Here is a 2,012-nt window from a genome sequence, read left to right as displayed (position 1 = left end):
TGTTTACCTTGACTGTATCGTTATGAAAGTCCGGCAGGACAGCCGCGTTATCAATAAGTCTGTGTTCCTCGCGCTGGGTATCAATATCGAAGGCCAGAATGAGCTTCTGGGGATGTGGCTGGCCGAAAATGAAGGCGCAAAGTTCTGGCTGAACGTGCTGACAGAACTGAAAAACCGTGGCCTGACCGACCTCCTCATTGCCTGTGTGGACGGACTGAAAGGGTTCCCGGATGCCATCAACACGGTCTACCCGGAAGCCCGCATCCAGTTGGGCATCGTGCACATGATGCGCAACAGTCTGCGCTTCGTTGCCTGGAAGAACTATAAGGCGGTAACACGCGACCTCAAAGCAGTGTATCAGGCTCCAACCGAAGAGGCCGCGCTTCAGGCGCTGGAGACGTTCGGTGGGACATGGGATTACCGCTATCCGCAGATAAGCCGGAGCTGGCAGTCAAACTGGGCCAACCTGTCGACATTCTTCTCGTACCCGCAGGAACTTCGCAAGGTAATCTACACGACGAACGCTATAGAATAACTGAACAGCGTGATCAGGCATGCAATCAAGAAACGCAAGGTGTTCCCGACTGATGAATCGGTGAAGAAGGTCGTATGGCTGGCAATCCAGGCGGCATCACAGAAATGGACGATGCCCTTACAGGACTGGCGTATGGCAATGAGTCGCTCTATTATCGAGTTCGGTGACCGCCTTGATGGTCACTTCTGAGGAAAGGCATTTACACAAAATCTTAAACAGGCTCTTCGCACGTGGGGAGACAGCGCCGTTGAATGCGTTATCAGACGCCAGTGTCCCTCCCATACCCACGTTATTTTTGCTTACCCAAAAGGAACACGAGATGCATCGCATTGATACGCCGACAGCACAAAAAGATAAATTTGGTCAGGGGAAAAACGGGTTTACCAACGGCGATCCGACAACAGGAACACCGTCAACCCATTTGAATAGTGACATTTTTGATGCGCTACAGGAAGAGCCTTGCACGGTCATTGAGAAATCGGGCATTAAACTCGATAAAAACAGGCATGATCAGTTTTATCAAGCGATAAAAAAAGTTAGCTAGTGATGCCGTTGATAAAGCAAAAGCAGAGTTGATTGAATCAGTAAGACAAAAATTAACAAAAAATGAAAATGGCGCTGACATCCCCGATAAAAATCAATTTGTGAAAAACCTCGGTTTAACAGAAACGGTAGATTGTGCAAAAAATGCACTGGATAAACGTACCGGCGGCACCGTCAATGGCGACATTATTTCACAGGGTGGTCAACTCTCACTGAAGGGGGATAACCGAAAGCATCTAGGTTTTCATAATCAGTATGGTAGCGTTCGCATGTGGCTCTACAAAGACAAGGGCGGTGATGGCGTTCTGCTAAACAACGGAAATGACGGCGGCGATTATATTTTTCATAAAGATGGCGGTTTTCGTGCACCTTCTTCCGTGTATGCCGGAGCTGCAAGGATAGCCCATGACGGCAATATCTACGGTAGCATGTGGGGCAATCAATGGCTGGACGCTTACCTGAGGAATACCTTCCAGCCCAAAGGGGCCTACAGCAAACCCAATACGGCGAAGCGCGAGGTTAAAGGATGGTGGAAATGCGGGGACACGGTGTTGATTATCCAGTGGGCGAGATACGGAAAAGACAAAGGGAACGGGACATTCGATTTCCCGCTTCCCATGAAATTTCCCAATGCCGGATTGTTCTGTATCGGCCATGTTGGCGCTGCGGTGCCCTATTGGGGGGGATAACCTGTCTCAGTCAGCACATCTGGTCGATAACGCGACAGTCAGGGTGACATTGGATTACGAACTTGAAACTGTCGTTCTAGCCATTGGTTTCTGAGGGAGAGAAGATGTACTACTACAGTGCGAAGGAAAACACATTCTGCCCGGCGGAATTGAAGCAGTCGTATATTGACACAGGGAGCTTCCCGGAGGATGCGATTGAAGTGAATGATGATGTCTGGCTGGAATTTGCGGGCAACCCGCCGCCG

At 49.8% G+C, this 2,012-nt stretch carries 1 protein-coding gene and 3 pseudogenes; all 4 read left to right on the top strand.

Annotated features, from left to right (window positions below; translation table 11 throughout):
* A pseudogene (locus QZ506_RS10785) lies at window positions 1-724 on the top strand (IS256 family transposase); the annotation flags it as partial.
* Window positions 725-754: 30 nt separating this feature from the next.
* Window positions 755-868: pseudogene (locus tag QZ506_RS10780) on the top strand (phage tail protein); the annotation flags it as partial.
* Window positions 855-1,236 (top strand): annotated as a pseudogene (locus tag QZ506_RS10775) (phage tail protein); the annotation flags it as partial. The pseudogenes QZ506_RS10780 and QZ506_RS10775, both read left to right, overlap by 14 nt.
* A complete protein-coding gene (locus QZ506_RS10770) occupies window positions 1,228-1,767 on the top strand; it encodes a hypothetical protein (protein ID WP_291971020.1) in 540 nt (179 codons plus the stop codon). The pseudogene QZ506_RS10775 and the gene QZ506_RS10770, both read left to right, overlap by 9 nt.
* Window positions 1,768-2,012: the final 245 nt, after the last annotated feature.

Source organism: Candidatus Symbiopectobacterium sp., assembly GCF_020054415.1.
Taxonomy (GTDB): domain Bacteria; phylum Pseudomonadota; class Gammaproteobacteria; order Enterobacterales; family Enterobacteriaceae; genus Symbiopectobacterium.
Note: the sequence above shows the minus strand (reverse complement) of the source record. Positions and strands in the feature narration are given on the sequence as shown.